Origin of the sequence: Streptococcus sp. SN-1 (assembly GCF_041154385.1) — a bacterium.
Classification (GTDB): Bacteria; Bacillota; Bacilli; order Lactobacillales; family Streptococcaceae; genus Streptococcus; species Streptococcus mitis_CT.
On sequence record NZ_AP028929.1, the window covers coordinates 1,854,242 to 1,870,000 of the forward strand.

General features: G+C 42.4%; 11 protein-coding genes, 3 tRNA genes and 1 pseudogene (1 of these 15 running past the window's edge). 2 read left to right on the forward strand and 13 right to left on the reverse strand.

All coding sequences use genetic code 11. From position 1 onward, the window contains the following. Positions 1-100: 100 nt before the first annotated feature. The 4 genes from ACAM22_RS08555 to rpsL form a co-directional block, all read right to left on the reverse strand. Positions 101-4,492: a PolC-type DNA polymerase III gene (locus tag ACAM22_RS08555; protein ID WP_369606685.1), complete on the reverse strand. Its 4,392-nt coding sequence runs from the start codon at positions 4,490-4,492 to the stop codon at positions 101-103. Positions 4,493-4,595: 103 nt separating this feature from the next. Next, on the reverse strand, positions 4,596-6,677 hold the full coding sequence (gene fusA / locus ACAM22_RS08560; RefSeq protein ID WP_000090350.1) for an elongation factor G: 2,082 nt from the start codon (positions 6,675-6,677) through the stop codon (positions 4,596-4,598). 394 nt (positions 6,678-7,071) lie between these two features. Then, on the reverse strand, positions 7,072-7,542 hold the full coding sequence (rpsG, locus tag ACAM22_RS08565; RefSeq protein ID WP_000087873.1) for a 30S ribosomal protein S7: 471 nt from the start codon (positions 7,540-7,542) through the stop codon (positions 7,072-7,074). Between the two features lie 19 nt (positions 7,543-7,561). Next, complete coding sequence (gene rpsL, locus ACAM22_RS08570; protein ID WP_001142332.1) at positions 7,562-7,975, reverse strand: 30S ribosomal protein S12; 414 nt, start codon at positions 7,973-7,975, stop codon at positions 7,562-7,564. A 366-nt stretch (positions 7,976-8,341) separates the two neighbouring features. Here rpsL and ACAM22_RS08575 point away from each other — a divergent pair. Both ACAM22_RS08575 and ACAM22_RS08580 read left to right on the forward strand, forming a co-directional pair. Further along, positions 8,342-9,451: pseudogene (locus ACAM22_RS08575) on the forward strand (IS30 family transposase). Positions 9,452-9,766: 315 nt separating this feature from the next. Then, positions 9,767-10,933, forward strand: coding sequence for an IS30 family transposase (locus tag ACAM22_RS08580; RefSeq protein WP_369606686.1), 1,167 nt, complete (start codon positions 9,767-9,769; stop codon positions 10,931-10,933). A gap of 418 nt (positions 10,934-11,351) precedes the next feature. Here ACAM22_RS08580 and ACAM22_RS08585 read toward each other — a convergent pair whose 3' ends face one another. The 9 genes from ACAM22_RS08585 to ACAM22_RS08625 all read right to left on the reverse strand — a co-directional run. Beyond that, entirely contained in the window at positions 11,352-11,951 is a 600-nt protein-coding gene (locus ACAM22_RS08585; RefSeq protein ID WP_261054128.1) for a response regulator transcription factor, read from the reverse strand. After that, positions 11,952-13,049 carry a sensor histidine kinase gene (locus ACAM22_RS08590; protein WP_261054130.1) on the reverse strand — a complete coding sequence of 366 codons (1,098 nt, stop codon included), beginning with the start codon at positions 13,047-13,049 and terminating at the stop codon, positions 11,952-11,954. After that, a complete protein-coding gene (locus ACAM22_RS08595) occupies positions 13,049-13,786 on the reverse strand; it encodes an ABC transporter permease (RefSeq protein WP_261054132.1) in 738 nt (245 codons plus the stop codon). The genes ACAM22_RS08590 and ACAM22_RS08595 overlap by 1 nt, the downstream gene beginning before the upstream one ends. Before the next feature lies 1 nt (position 13,787). Continuing rightward, positions 13,788-14,672 (reverse strand): ABC transporter ATP-binding protein, encoded by an 885-nt coding sequence (locus ACAM22_RS08600; protein WP_265472273.1) that lies wholly within the window; start codon positions 14,670-14,672, stop codon positions 13,788-13,790. Continuing rightward, positions 14,659-14,853 (reverse strand): hypothetical protein, encoded by a 195-nt coding sequence (locus ACAM22_RS08605; RefSeq protein ID WP_219967532.1) that lies wholly within the window; start codon positions 14,851-14,853, stop codon positions 14,659-14,661. Before ACAM22_RS08605 ends, ACAM22_RS08600 begins: the two co-directional genes overlap by 14 nt. Then, positions 14,850-15,041, reverse strand: coding sequence for a hypothetical protein (locus ACAM22_RS08610; protein WP_000681201.1), 192 nt, complete (start codon positions 15,039-15,041; stop codon positions 14,850-14,852). The genes ACAM22_RS08605 and ACAM22_RS08610 overlap by 4 nt, the downstream gene beginning before the upstream one ends. A 505-nt stretch (positions 15,042-15,546) precedes the next feature. Then, a tRNA-Pro gene (locus ACAM22_RS08615) sits at positions 15,547-15,620 on the reverse strand. A gap of 15 nt (positions 15,621-15,635) precedes the next feature. After that, positions 15,636-15,709, reverse strand: a tRNA-Arg gene (locus ACAM22_RS08620). A gap of 11 nt (positions 15,710-15,720) precedes the next feature. Then, positions 15,721-15,759: transfer RNA gene (locus ACAM22_RS08625), tRNA-Leu, on the reverse strand; it runs 47 nt beyond the window's last position.

A 15,759-nucleotide genomic window follows, 5' to 3' on the forward strand; every position in this document is an offset into this window, starting at 1 on the left:
TCTCACCCTCTTTCTATAGACTATTTTAACAAAAAAGAAGGCTAATGTAAATCTATTGGATATACATTAGCCTCTTTGGATAGATGATTAAACAATTTTTTTAAAACAACTCATCAAACAAACTGAGCTGGTTATCCTCTGGCATATTGCCGAGAATCCCCATCTCATCCATCTTTTCAACCAATGTTGATGAGAGCCCACCACGCTTGCGCAATTCTGTTTTAGAGAGGAATTCTCCCTCTTCACGCGCTCGCACTAACTGCTTGGCAACGTTCTCTCCCAGACCATCCATTGCTACAAATGGCGGAATGAGGGTATCCCCATCGATGAGGAACTCTGTCGCCTGACTACGGTAGAGATCGAGTTTCCCAAACTTGAAACCACGCTCCCACATCTCATTGACAATCTCAAGAGTTGTATAGAGATCGATTTCCACATTAGAGGCGTCATTGTTCTTCCGTTTTTCAGAGATTTCTTCCATTCTGCGCTTGATGGCATCCAAGCCCGCCCCCATAGTCTTGATATCAAAGGCCTTGGCGCGGATAGAGAAGTAAGCACAGTAATAATAAATCGGATGGTGAACCTTGAAGTAGGCTACACGTAAGGCCATCATAACATAGGCTGCCGCATGGGCTTTCGGGAACATGTACTTAATTTTCCCACAGGACTCGATATACCACTCTGGCACCTTATTGGCCTTCATGGCTTCAATATAGCCATTTCGCTCCTCTTCGGAAATCTTTAGCCACAAGCCCTTACGTACTCGTTCCATGATGGTAAAGGCCATCTTAGGTTCGAGACCAGCATGCATGAGGTAAACCATGATGTCGTCCCGACAACCGATAACAGTCGATAGGTCTGCTATTCCTTGCTTAATCAGATCTTGAGCATTACCCAACCAAACATCGGTACCGTGGGATAGACCTGAAAGCTGAAGCAACTCCGCAAAAGTCGTCGGATGGGTTTCATCGACCATTCCACGTACGAAATTTGTTCCAAACTCTGGAATCCCCAGCATGCCCGTAGGCGTTCCGATTTGCTCAGGTGTCACCCCTAACACATCAGTCCCAGAAAAGAGAGCCATCACGCCTTCGTCATCCATAGGAATTTCATTAGGGTCAATACCAGACAAGTCCTGAAGTTTCCGAATCATTGTTGGATCATCGTGTCCCAGTACATCAAGCTTGAGGACATTCTCATCGATATCATGGAAGTTAAAGTGAGTTGTCTGCCATTCAGCCGTCACGTCATCCGCTGGATACTGGACAGGTGTGAAATCATAGACATCCATGTAGTTCGGAATAACAACGATTCCCCCCGGGTGTTGTCCTGTTGTCCGCTTAACACCAGCCGCACCTTGAGCGAGGCGTTCTACCTCTGCATCACGATAAAACTTCCCATAGTCTCGCTCATAGCCCTTGACAAAACCATAAGCGGTCTTGGCAGCCACCGTACCAACCGTTCCTGCACGGAAAGCATATTCCTCACCAAAGATATCACGCACATCCAAATGGGCACTAGGTTGGTCTTCTCCCGAAAAGTTCAAGTCAATATCGGGAACCTTGTCCCCATCAAAACCAAGGAAGGTCTCGAAAGGAATATCTTGCCCATTTTTACTGAGTTTGTGACCACATTTAGGACAGTCCTTATTGGGCATATCAAATCCAGAACCGTAAGAACCATCTGTGATAAACTCACTATACTGACACTGACCACAGACATAGTGAGGAGAGAGAGGATTGACCTCTGTAATCCCAATCATGGTCGCAACGAAACTGGAGCCAACAGACCCACGAGAACCCACCAAGTAACCCCGCTCATTGGAACGTTGCACTAGCATCTGAGAAGCCAGATAAATCACGGCAAATCCATTCCCCAGAATAGACGTTAATTCTTTTTCAATCCGCAAATCAACAATATCTGGTAGCGGATTTCCATAAATTTCAAAAGCTTTCTTATAGGTCAACTCAGCAACCGTTTCTTCAGCCTTGTCAATAAAAGGTGTATAGAGATCACCCTTAACAACCTCAACGGGTTCAAAGATTTCTGCCAAGGCATTGGTGTTTTCAATAACCAATTTACGAGCCAGTTCCTCTCCCAAGAAGGCAAATTCATCCAACATCTCATTAGTCGTTCTAAAATGAGCCTTTGGAAGTGGTGCTGGTTGAGCATGTTCCCCATGACCGATGGTTCGGTTAATTATAGCCCCCTGGCCCAAACTACGGACGATAATTTCACGGTAAATCTCTTCTTCCGGTTCGATATAGTGAACATTGCCGGTAGCCAGAACAGGTTTGCCAAGGCGGTCCCCCACTTCTATCAAACTCTTAATAATAGTCTGGAGTTCCTCCATATCCTTGACTTGCTCCTTGGCAATCAATGGCGCATAAATAGCTGGTGGCATGACCTCGATAAAGTCATAATACTTGGCCACCTCAACCGCCGCATCCACACCTTGGGAAACGACCGCATCAAAAACTTCACCCTCAGAGCAAGCTGATCCTAAAATCAAACCCTCCCGATGGGCATCTAAAACCGTTCTCGGAATCCGTGGCACCCCTTCAAAATACTTGGTATTAGACAAGGAAACCAGTTTAAAGATATTCTTCAGCCCCACTTGATTCTTAACATAAATCGTCGCATGTTTGATCCGAGCTTTTTTATAAGAATCTGGACTAATCAAATCAATGTTAAGTCTAGCTAGATCGGTCACACCATGTTTTTCTGCTACTTCTTTGATAAAAATAAAGAGCAGACGACCAGTAGCTTCCGCATCGTAGTTGGCCATGTGATGATGTTCTAGAGCCACACCAAAACGCTTGGTCAACGGTCCCAAACCATGACGTTTATACTCAGGATAGAGGTTTCTAGCAAACTCCAGCGTATCAATAACTGGCTGACTAATTTTAGGCAGACCGTAACGCTCATAGTTGGCATTCATAAAACCAACGTCAAAGGTCGCATTGTGGGCAACTAAGACTGTATCCTTGCAAAATTCTTGGAATTCCTGTAAAACTTGTTCTAGTGGTTTGGCATTTTTGACATGGTCATCTGTAATTCCAGTCAACTCAGTAGTAAAAGCTGACAAGGGATGCCCAGGGTTAATAAATTCATCGAATTCAGCAATGACATTCCCCTTGTACATCTTAGAAGCCGCAACCTGAATCAAGTCATTATAGATAGCTGAAAGCCCCGTCGTTTCCACGTCAAAGACCACGTAGGTCGCTTCCGACAAGTCCATCTCCACTTCGTTATAGACGATAGGGACACGGTCCTCCACGATATTGGCTTCCATTCCATAGATTAGCTGGATTCCCGCTTTCTTGGCCGCCTTATAGCCGTGTGGGAAGGACTGGACATTCCCATGGTCTGTGATGGCAACCGCCTTGTGTCCCCATTTAGCAGCTGTCGCAACGATTTCTTCAACCTCTGGCAGAGCATCCATGGTCGACATGTTAGTATGAGCGTGAAACTCAACCCGACGCTCACCTTCTGGCATCAAATCCTTGCGCTCATAGTGAACAACTTCCTGCACATCCTGCACGTTCATAGTCAAATCGCGTGTGAAGTTATTCATCTCTACATTCCCACGCACTCGGAGCCAAGAATTCTTCTTAATTAGGTCAAACTTCTGAGCCTCTTCTTCGTTCTTAACCCACTTTTGCATAGAAAAACTTGAAGTATAGTCCGTCATTTTAAAATTGATTAAAACACGCCCTGTTCTGGTCACTTTTTGCTCTACATCAAAAACAAGCCCTTCAAAGACCAGACGATTTTCCTCAGTCGTCACTTCGATCATAGGAGTAATCTCTGCCTTATCCAGCTTGGGTTTAGCTGCAGCTTTTTTCGTTTGAAAATCAAAGGCTGGTTTCTCTTCCGCTGGAGGAGGTGCCATCTGTTCCAGTTGTTCCATAGCACGGAGAGCTTCCTCATTGGCCGCTTGAACAATCTGCTTATTTTCAGCATGAAATGCCTCTTCCTGCTCTTGGGTCAGGATATCATTCTTCTCAACTTGACAATTAAAAGTTGGAAAACCAAACTTTTCAAGTTGTTTAGCTAAATTAGGAAGATGATTCTTCTTAAAGTGTTCCTTATCAATCGCCTCGGAACCTTCAATAAAGAGTTGGTTCCCCTCCGCACGAACTTGCAAATTTTGATAAAGTGACTTAAAACCTTGACTAGCACATGGCCCCTCAGAAAAAGCCTCTCTATAATAGGCCTGCAAGAGTTGATTTGAAAATTCTTGAGACAGAGCCTTGATTTCGAAAACAGCTTTATTTCCTGTCTTAGAAAATTCTTCGCTCAAACCTTTCTTTAATTCTAAAAAGATTTCAATCGGTAAAATATTAGAAAATACGAAATGAAACTCCCATACCTTACTAATTTTATGAACCACAACTCGCTCAATATCAGCCTGTGCTAAAGCAGGAGCCTGTCTCATTTCAGAAGGCATCCCCAGTTGATTCATCAAAATTTCAAAACTGTTTGACATTCATTTTCCTCACATTATTCTCCTACTATTTTACCATATTTAGAGGTAATTTCTAAAGACAAAAGGAAGCCACTAAGTGACTTCCTTCTAGAGTGAGGACAGATTAGTCTTCACCTTTGTTTTTCTTAATGATTTCTTCTTGTACTGACTTAGGTACATCTTCGTAGTGGTCAAATACCATCATGAATGTACCACGTCCTTGAGATGCAGAACGAAGAACTGTTGCGTAACCGAACATTTCAGCAAGTGGAACGTAAGCACGAACGATTTGGCTGTTACCGTGTGCTTCCATACCATCTACACGTCCACGACGAGCAGTTACGTGCCCCATAACATCACCAAGGTTTTCTTCTGGAACAGTGATTGTTACAAGCATCATTGGCTCAAGGATAGCTGGTTGTGCTGATTTAGCAGCTTCTTTAAGGGCAAGTGAAGCCGCGATCTTGAAGGCAGTTTCAGATGAGTCGACATCGTGGTATGAACCATCGTAAAGCTTAGCTTTAACGTCAACCATTGGGTAGCCTGCAAGAACACCGTTAGCCATAGATTCTACCAAACCTTTTTCAACCGCTGGGATAAATTCACGAGGAACCACACCACCGACGATTGCGTTTTCGAATTCGAATCCTTTACCTTCTTCGTTTGGAGTAAATTCAATCCATACATCACCGAATTGACCTTTACCACCAGACTGACGTTTGAAGAATCCACGTGCTTGAGTAGAAGCGCGGAATGTTTCACGGTAAGATACTTGAGGAGCACCTACGTTCGCTTCAACTTTGAACTCACGACGCATACGGTCAACAAGGACGTCAAGGTGAAGTTCACCCATACCTGAGATAACTGTTTCACCAGTTTCAACGTTTGTTTCAACGCGGAATGTTGGATCTTCTTCAGCCAATTTTTGAAGAGCGATACCCATCTTGTCTTGGTCAGCTTTAGATTTAGGCTCAACCATCAATTGGATAACTGGTTCTGGAACGTTGATTGATTCAAGGATGATTTTAGCTTTTTCATCTGTCAATGAGTCACCAGTTGTAGTATCTTTCAAACCAACAGCAGCAGCGATATCACCTGAGTAAACAGTGTCAATTTCTTGACGGCTGTTAGCGTGCATTTGAAGGATACGTCCGATACGTTCACGTTTACCTTTAGAAGTGTTCAATACGTATGAACCTGATTGAAGAACACCTGAGTAAACACGGAAGAATGTCAAACGACCTACAAATGGGTCAGTCATGATCTTGAAGGCAAGAGCTGCAAATGGCTCTTCGTCAGATGCTGGACGAGTTTCTTCTTCGTCTGTATCTGGGTTAACACCTTTGATCGCTGGAATATCAAGTGGGCTTGGAAGGTAGTCAATAACCGCATCAAGCATCAATTGAACACCTTTGTTCTTGAAGGCAGAACCACACAATACTGGGAAAAATTCAACGTTGATAGTCGCTTTACGGATACCAGCTTTCAATTCTTCGTTAGTGATTTCTTCACCTTCGAGGTATTTCATCATCAATTCTTCGTCAGTTTCAGCAACTGCTTCGATCAATTTTTCACGGTATTCTTGAGCTTGGTCAAGGTATTCAGCTGGGATGTCTTCTTCAAGGATATCTGTACCAAGGTCATTCGTATAGATTTCAGCTTTCATCTTGATCAAGTCGATGATACCACGGAAGTCATCTTCAGAACCGATTGGCAATTGGATTGGGTGTGCATTTGCTTGAAGACGATCGTGAAGTGTGCTTACAGAGTAAAGGAAGTCAGCACCGATTTTGTCCATTTTGTTGGCAAATACGATACGTGGAACTCCATACTCAGTTGCTTGACGCCAAACTGTTTCAGTTTGAGGCTCAACACCTGATTGTGAGTCAAGAACGGTAACCGCACCATCCAATACACGAAGAGAGCGTTGTACTTCGATTGTGAAGTCCACGTGTCCTGGTGTGTCGATGATGTTTACGCGGTGGTTGTTCCATTGAGCTGTTGTCGCAGCAGATGTGATAGTGATACCACGCTCTTGCTCTTGCTCCATCCAGTCCATTTGTGACGCACCTTCGTGAGTTTCACCGATTTTGTGGATTTTACCAGTGTAGTAAAGAATACGCTCAGTAGTTGTTGTTTTACCAGCATCGACGTGAGCCATGATACCGATATTACGAGTTTTTTCAAGTGAAAATTCGCGTGCCATGAGGTTTGTTTCTCCTATTTATTTTTGATTTCTATTCTATTATAACACGATTTTAATAAAAACGGATAGGCAGGACCTACCCGTTCTCAATGTTTTCATGCTATTGTTGGTTTCAACTTGTAGATTTACAAGTTGAATTGAACTCGGGCTAAAGTTAATTAGCCGATTTGAGCCGGAACGGGATGCTGTGTGAAAAAGATAAACTTCCTTGTATTCGTCGAATACTGCGTCAGTTTCCTATTTTCACCTTGCATCCTTACCGTTCCTAGCATCATGATCTAGTTGAGCTCAAGCTAAAAGTCTGGAGAAAATGATGAATCTCATTGGTTGCAATCGCAACCTGCTTCGATTCCCTATTTTCTCTGGGACTTTCTTAACGCTTTCGCATCCTATATTACCAACGGAAGTGTGCGAATGCACGGTTAGCTTCAGCCATACGGTGAGTGTCTTCACGTTTCTTAACAGCTGCACCAGTATTGTTAGCAGCGTCCAAGATTTCTTTTGCAAGACGGTCTTGCATTGTGTGTTCACCACGAAGACGAGCGATTGTTACCAACCAACGAAGTCCAAGTGTTGTACGACGTTCTGGACGAACTTCAACTGGGACTTGGTAGTTAGAACCACCAACACGACGTGCACGTACTTCAAGTACAGGCATGATGTTTTCCATAGCTGTTTCAAATACTTCAAGTGCATCGTTTCCAGTAGCTTCTTTGATTTGTTCAAAGGCACCGTAAACGATTGAAGCAGCTGTACCACGTTTACCATCAAGCATAACGCGGTTGATAAGACGAGTAACTAGTTGTGAATTGTAAAGCGGATCTGGCAATACGTCACGTTTTGGAGCTCTATTTTTACGACTCATTTCTCTTTATCCCCTTTCCTTATGCTTTTGGACGTTTAGTACCGTATTTAGAACGGCCTTGTTTACGATCGTTAACACCTGCAGTATCAAGTGCACCACGGACGATATGGTAACGTACCCCTGGAAGGTCTTTTACACGTCCACCACGAAGAAGCACCACGCTGTGCTCTTGCAAGTTGTGTCCGATACCTGGGATGTAGGCAGTAACTTCGATAAGGTTGCTCAAACGTACACGAGCGAATTTACGAAGGGCTGAGTTAGGTTTTTTAGGTGTCATTGTTCCAACACGAGTTGCAACACCACGTTTTTGTGGTGAAGAAACGTTTGTTTGAACTTTTTTATGACTGTTATAACCAACGTTCAAAGCTGGTGATTTAGATTTTTCTACTTTTGATTTACGCGGTTTGCGAACCAATTGGTTAATTGTAGGCATCTACATTCTCCTGTGTTTTTTTATTTTTGGTGATGATACACTTGGTGACAGCTATCATCTGTGTGTACTTTTGCAACATTTGTCAGCACGTCCCTGTACACTCTTGAGAGACCAAAAGTAAAAAGTACCGTCTATTATTGTAACAAAATTTTTCCTTGCTTGTCAAGATATTTTTCTTTTTTATCGTTAATTTTAGCTCCTCCGTAACTTCTCAAAGTAACTTCCATCTCTCTCCCAAAACTGGAAGTTACTCTCAGACGACGAATTATGCTAGAATTAAGTCTGAGACTTTTCGTGAGGAGGTACCTCATGCCGAAAAAACAAAAACATCTCACTCTAGAAGACCGTATTGACATCCAAACTTGAATCGGTCAACAAGAAACTTTCCGTTCCATCGCTGAGAAGATGGGAAAAGACCCGTCAACGATTTCAAAGTAAATCAAGCGCAATCGCATCATGCATCCAATATCCGTCAAATCTGATTGCACGGATTGCCCTCTTCTCAAAAAAGCTCCTTATGTCTGTAACAACTGTCCAAAAAAGAGGAAGGATTGTGGGTTTAACCGCTATCTTTACTACGCGAAAAAGGCACAGGAACAGTACGAGACTATGTTGAGGGAATCCAGACAGGGCATCCCCCTAAACAAGGAAAGTTTTTATCAGATGGATAAGGTCTTAACCCAAGGCATCCAGAAGAAACAAAGCATCTACCATATCATTCAGACACATAACCTACCTGTGTCGAAAGCTACGGTGTATCGGCATGCCAAGCTGGGATATCTGACAGCCAAGCCCATTGATTTTCCTCGGATGGTCAAGTTCAAGGAACGCAGAAAATCCAGAAAAGTAGCTATTCCCAAAGAGCTAAAAATTGGGCGAACCTACCAAGATTTCCAAGAGTTACGAGAAACAGATGATTTCTTCAAATGGTTGGAAATGGACACGGTCATCGGCAGACCTGGTGGAAAGGTGCTACTCACCTTCAACGTTTCCTTCTGCAACTTCCTCTTCGCCTTGCTTTTGAACAACAAGACCGCTCTGGAGGTCGCCACTAAATTCGCAGCTTTGAAAGAAAGAGTCATGGACGGAGGGGTTGCGTTCCATCAGCTGTTCCCTGTCATTCTCACGGACAACGGATCTGAGTTCTCCTATGTGGAGGAGCTTGAGCGAGACATTGATGGGAAGTCTCACCTCTACTTCTGCGACCCTAGCCGTCCTGACCAGAAGGGGCGGATTGAGAAGAACCATACAGTTTTGCGAGCCATTCTTCCCAAGGGCACTTCCTTTGACCAGCTGACTCAGAAAGACGTCAATCTAGTCATTTCCCATGTCAATTCCTTGAAACGAGAAGAGTTTCAAGGAAAATCTGCTTACGACGTCTTCACCTTCAACTTTGGCGAGGACATCGCTGCTCTTCTGGGGTGCCAATTTGTCAAACCAGAAGACACACACTTATCACCTGATTTATTGAAATAAAGGGAATTTTCCCCTCTAACTACACATCTTATCACCATCGAAAAGTCTCACACTAAATGCTAGCAACTGGAAGTTACTCTAAGACGACTCTGTTTTAAGGCTATTTGTCGTACACTTTTTTCTGAGTCTTTTCGCTTTTGAACCCTTATATATCAAGAAAAAGAAAACCAGCGGAAGTTAGTCTAAGACGGATTTCCACTGATTTTTCACGCGTTTTTCTTATACTAAAAGCTAGGTTGTGGGAAACTGGAATTTACTCTCAGACGACGAATTATGCTAGAATTAAGTCTGAGACTTTTCGTGAGGAGGCACCTCATGACAAAAAAACAAAAACATCTCACTCTAGAAGACCGGATTGACATCCAAACCGGAATCAGCCAACAAGAGACTTTCCGTTCCATCGCTGAGAAGATGGGAAAAGACCCATCAACGATTTCAAAGGAAATCAAGCGCAATCGCATCACGCATCCAACATCCGTCAAATCTGATTGCACGGATTGCCCTCTTCTCAAAAAAGCTCCTTATGTCTGTAACAACTGTCAAAAAAAGAGGACGGATTGTGGGTTTAACCGCTATCTTTACTACGCGAAAAAGGCGCAGGAACAGTACGAGACTATGTTGAGGGAATCCAGACAGGGCATCCCCCTAAACAAGGAAAGTTTTTATCAGATGGATAAGGTCTTAACCCAAGGCATCCAGAAGAAACAAAGCATCTACCATATCATTCAGACACATAACCTACCTGTGTCGAAAGCTACGGTGTATCGGCATGCCAAGCTGGGATATCTGACAGCCAAGCCCATTGATTTTCCTCGGATGGTCAAGTTCAAGGAACGCAGAAAATCCAGAAAAGTAGCTATTCCCAAAGAGCTAAAAATTGGGCGGACCTACCAAGATTTCCAAGAGTTACGAGAAACAGATGATTTCTTCAAATGGTTGGAAATGGACACGGTCATCGGCAGACCTGGTGGAAAGCTACTGCTCACCTTCAACGTTTCCTTCTGCAACTTCCTCTTCGCCTTGCTTTTGGACAACAAGACCGCTCTGGAGGTCACCACTAAATTCGCAGCTTTGAAAGAAAGAGTCATGGACGGAGGGGTTGCGTTCCATCAGCAGTTCCCTGTCATTCTCACGGACAACGGATCTGAGTTCTCCTATGTGGAAGAGCTTGAGCGAGACATTGATGGGAAGTCTCACCTCTACTTCTGCGACCCTAGCCGTCCTGACCAGAAGGGGCGAATTGAGAAGAACCATACAGTTTTGCGAGCCATTCTTCCCAAGAGCACTTCCTTTGACCAGCTGACTCAGAAAGACGTCAATCTAGTCATTTCCCATGTCAATTCCTTGAAACGAGAAGAGTTTCAAGGAAAATCTGCTTACGACGTCTTCACCTTCACCTTTGGCGAGGACATCGCCGCTCTTCTGGGTTGCCAATTTGTCAAACCAGAAGACACACACTTATCACTTGATTTATTGAAATAAAGGGAATTTTCCCCTCTAACTACACATCTTATCACCATCGAAAAGTCTCAAACTAAACGCTAGCAACTGGAAGTTACTCTAAGACGACTCTGTTTTAGGGCTATTTGTCGTGCACTTTTTTCTGTGTCTTTTCGCTTTTGAACCCTTATATATCAAGAAAAAGAAAACCAGCGGAAGTTAGTCTAAGACGGATTTCCACTGATTTTTCACGCGTTTTTCACGCGTTTTTCACGCGTTTTTCGTATACTAAAAGCTAGGTTGTGGGAAACTGGAAGTTAGTTTTAGAAGTTACCATTTTAGCTCTTTTGTAGTGCTCCCCCAAAAAAGAAAAAGGAGGAATCCCACCCTCCTAAAGTTAGTATTGTTCCATTCAATCCCATCAATTTTAGCACATAATGGTTTTCGAGTTATGATAGTATCACAACCAACCAGATTCTTTCGCGATATTAGCTGCCTCTGTTCGATTACCTGCATCTAGTTTTGAAAGAATATTGGTGACATAGTTTCGGACTGTTCCGTTGGATAGATAAAGTTTGTCTGCAATTTCTTGGTTAGAGAAGCCCTGAGCGATTCCCTTTAAAACTGCGATTTCTTGCTCTGTTAATGGATTGGGATGCGTCATCACCACTTCCATCAATTCAGGCGAATACTCCTTGCCTCCTTCGAGGACAGTGTGCAAGGTATGCATGAGGTCTGCAATGCTTCTTTCTTTTAATACATAAGCATCTACTCCAGCCTTGACTGCACGTTCAAAGTAACCAGGGCGCTTGAAGGTCGTCACCACAACCACCTTTGTTTCTAAATTTTCTGCTCGTATCCACTCCAAAACTTCAAGACCTGTCTTAACAGGCATTTCTACGTCAAGGATGGCGATATCTACTGATTCCTTTTCTAATAGCTGGATTGCTTCTTGCCCATTCTTGGCTTGAAGGACAGACTCCACGTCCGATTGAAGCGTGAGCAATTGACACATAGCATCTCGCAACATACTTTGATCTTCTGCGACTAATACTTTCATCTACATTCTCTCCTTATAAGCTAGTCGAACCTGAACTTCTGTCGGTTGTTTTTGACTAATCACATTTACCTCTCCCGAAAATGGAAGGACACGATCTCGAACTGTATGGAGCTCATTCCCTTTTATAGAAGTAAAACCACAACCATCATCTCTTACTATTAAAAGTAGTTCTTTCTCTGTCCGATCTAATCTTAAGTAAGCTTTAGACGCTTTAGCATGCTTGATGATATTGGTTGCCAATTCTAACAAAATCATAGCAGCCGTGGACTCCATATCCTGGGTCAAGCTAGCCTTGTCCAACTGATTGTCAACTTGAACCTCAATGCCAGCAATTTCTAGCATCTTTTTGACAGTTTCAAGTTCTGAAGCTAAGGTCCGTGACTTCAGATTTTCCACGATGGTTCGTACTTCATTCATGGAATCCTTGCTTATCTGCTGTATTTCTCTTAATTCCTTTTCCACCTGTGGATAAGCCTGTATTTGAAATAACTGCAAGGCTAAATCTGTCTTGACACTGAGCATAGCAAAAGTGTGTCCCAGACTATCATGCAAATCTTGACCGATACGACTACGTTCATTTTCAGCAAGCAATAGATTTATCTGGGCATTTTGCTTAGCCTGAGCTTCTTTCAAATCCTCCACAATCCTAATCCGAACCAAACCAAAAGTCATTAAATCGACAAAAGCAAGAATTACAAGTAGATAGAATAGAAACTCAACTTCGATTCTCTGAAAAATCAACAGTTGGCCCACAACAAGGACTTGAGCAAGAAGAAAAGTCCAGACATGTAAAGACTTTAAACCACCTAAGCTGAAATGATAACTTAAGAGATTGGATAGGAAAAAGAAAAACCAGATATAATTAACAGCAACAAAGGCAGTATTCCCAACTACATAAGTCAGCATGATCCCCCAGAAAAGCCAAGATAGGCGCTGGCTCTTAGTTGTTAAAATACCCAAATACGCCACTACAAATAGAATATCAATCAATAAATGCCAGGCAGAAAGCCACCCAGTCACTACAGGTAGGATGGGGAAAATCATAAAAATTAAACTGACCCAGAACATATAATGTATGCTTTTCAGTCTTTCAAGCATTAAGTATTCTCCTTATGACCTTGAAGGTAAATGGTCAAACCAAACAAAATTGCTGAAAAAACAAGTAGATAAACTGTGGCTGATAGATTGATGCCACCCTCATTTAAGAATGTCTTGATCAATTCCATCAACTGATAGCTTGGTAGACGCTTCCCGATTGCTTGCATCCAGTCTGGAAATAAAGAGACGGGCATCCAGAGTCCGCCTAAAACAGCCAAGCCAAAGTAAAGAAGATTACCCACGACAGACATCAGCTGACTAGAAGGCAAGAGTGTCAAGGTCAAGCCAAGTGCTACAAATGCAATACTTCCCAAAATCAGCAAGAGCGCCGCCCCAATCCAATTTCCAAGAGACATGTCCACACCTCTTACAAAGTGCCCAACTGAGAAAACCACCAAGATTGAAGCCAAATAATCAACCAGCATACTTGTTATCTTTGATAGATAATATTCTACCATATTTACAGGGCTATGACGTAATGTTTTCTGCCAGTTGTTGATTTTATCGGTATGTAAAACAACTGGGAATGAGAAGATAGCTGTCGACATCATGGAAAAGGCTGTCATGGAGATGAGGTAATCACGCATAAAATTAGCTGGTCCACCAGGTGTGTTCTGGTACATGCCTGAAAAGAATAAATAGAAGGCTGTCGGCATTCCTACGGATAATAGATAATAGACTGATTGCCGTTTGGTCAATAGAAATTCTATCTTATTTAATGCGATCCATCGTTTCATCTTAGTCATCTCCCTTTTGTGTTTCTTCAAAGATTGTATCCAGCAAACTGCGGTTATTAACTTCAATTTCTTGTATGCTACATCCTGCTTGAACTAACAGTTGCCAGAAAGCATTTGCCTCTCGTGTGACTACTTGTAGAGCATCCTGTTTTTGTGCCCAGTTGTCAACCAAGTTTGACTGCTCAACGACTTCCTTGTAAGCCAAAGGAAGGATAAAATGCTTTTCAATCTCCTCACTACGCATGGCTAGAGGCGTCGTATCACGAATCAACTCTCCCTTATTCAAGACCAAAATCCGGTCAGCTGTATGCTCTACCTCTTCGATATAATGGGACGAATAGAGAATAGTGACTCCCTGCGCTTTTAGGTCCTGAACAATTTCCCAAAAACGTTGACGGGTAGAGGTATCCATGGCAGCAGTCGGTTCATCTAAAAAGACAAGCTTTGGTCGCCCAATCAAGGTCAAGACAAAAGAGAAGAGACGCTTTTGCCCACCTGACAATTTTTCTGCAAATTGCTCTTTTTGTTGCTTGTCAAACTGCAATAGTTGATCGATCTCCTGGTTGCTCAAGGGATTTGGATAAATACTTTGAAAGAAAGCAATCAACTCTTTGACCTTTAATTTCTGAACGATGACATTTTCTTGAGGGAGATAGGATCTTGTGTAGTCTAACTGAGAACTCGTCACTGGCAAGCCTTGGATGGATACTTGACCGCTTGTGACCAGTTTATCTCCAAGCAAACAGTCCAAGAGTGTGGTCTTCCCAGCACCATTGGGACCAATCAAGGCGACGCATTCACCTTCTGTTACCTCAAAGGAAATATCCTTCAAAATAGCCTTGCCCTTGATGTTTTTATTTAGGCTTTCTACCTTAATCATGTTCATCATATTCTCCTTTCAGCCACTCCTTTCCCATCGGAAAGGCGATAAAAATCATAAATCCTAGACCCCAGGCACCGCGAATGGCTTGGTGAAGGAAGGCTTGATCAAACCAACCTGTAAACATTTCTACCAACCATACCACTAGTGATAGTCCAATAAAAAGATAGAGAAACGCTTTTTTCATTTTTCAAACTCCTTTTTCACATCTGAGACTAATTTCAAACCTTCTCGGATAAGCCAGGACATCATTCCAAATCCTGCAAATAGCTCCCAAGGAAAATGATAGAAACCTTCATCCAATCCTGAGAACATGAGATAAGTCATGACTCCTGCTGCTACTAAACTCATTGCGACAATTACTTTATGTTTCATTTTTTCTTCCTCCCTTTCATACTTCAATTATAGTCTTTTGAAGTTAGCGGAGCTAGATGCTTCTGTCACAAGGAAATATGACAAATGTCATAAAAGATTCTGTTCAAAACAAGCAAGATACACTATACAATAAAACACAAGTAGAAAAATCTAAGGCAGCTTCCTTAAAAGAAATATCAAACCCAATTCACACTATATTGAAAACCAATACTTATTTAAAATCAAAAGAGCGGAAATTTTTATCGCACAAAACACATATATTATAGGCGGAGCAAAAAAACTCTTCAATTACTTTCTTAAAAGTTTGTAAGAATTATACAATCTGTTAAATTTTAATTTATGTACCTAAACTACTGTATTCATTGAACAAATCAGGAAACAAAAAAGTATACGCGATCAAAATGAATTACTGAAATTAAAAAGAGAGAAGCAAACTGATTCTCTCTTAATGTATATAATATCTAGTTAAATAAAAAAAGATACGCTTACGTATCTCTGTAATGTATCGGGAAGACAGGATTCGAACCTGCGACACCTTGGTCCCAAACCAAGTACTCTACCAAGCTGAGCTACTTCCCGAGTTAAATAGAAAAATGCACCCTAGAGGAGTCGAACCTCTAACCGCCTGATTCGTAGTCAGGTACTCTATCCAGTTGAGCTAAGGGTGCTCATTATATTATGCCGAGGACCGGAATCGAACCGGTACGATCGTTACCAA